Consider the following 581-nt stretch of genomic DNA (forward strand, 5'->3'; position numbering starts at 1 on the left):
AGAGTTGGCGCAGACGTCACTGGGTCCGGTACGTAAAATACGGAAAGGTTTTCAGTCACGATCGACAATCGTCGACTCAAGCCCGTGAGCACAATCCCCTCCATCTAATACGGCCGCAATTTTGCCACCGAGTGAATTCATGACGTGCTTGGCTGAAGTCGGGCTCAGTTTTTTGTACGGGTTCGCTGAAGGCGCAGCAACTGCCATTCCGGAAGATTGCAATAGAGTCGCAAATACGTCATGCGCAGGCATTCGAATGCCGATGGTCTCTAAGCCACCCGTAACCACAGGCGTCACATGAGGCGCTTTTTCAACTAGCARGRTACGGGCCTGGCCAGTAGGCTTGTGCCAAAGTATACGCTTCTTCAGGAATGTCGATCGCCCAATCGGTCAGTTGCTCCACGCGGCCAATATGCACAATCAAAGGGTGTATCGGCAGGTCTTCCTTTCGCGGCAAATATCTTTTTCACAGCGTCTGGATTGGTGGCATCTGCGGCTAAGCCGTAAACCGTTTCAGTGGGGATCGCCACGAGCTCACCGCTGGCGAGAATCTCTTTGGCTTGATCGATGTCTTTTTGCTC

1 pseudogene is annotated in these 581 nt (G+C 52.7%); it reads right to left on the reverse strand.

The features are described from left to right. Positions 1 to 54: 54 nt before the first annotated feature. Positions 55 to 569: pseudogene (locus tag CIK04_RS23940) on the reverse strand (L-threonylcarbamoyladenylate synthase); the annotation flags it as partial. Between the last annotated feature and the right edge of the window lie 12 nt (positions 570 to 581).

The sequence above is a fragment of the Vibrio sp. 03_296 genome, assembly GCF_002265885.1.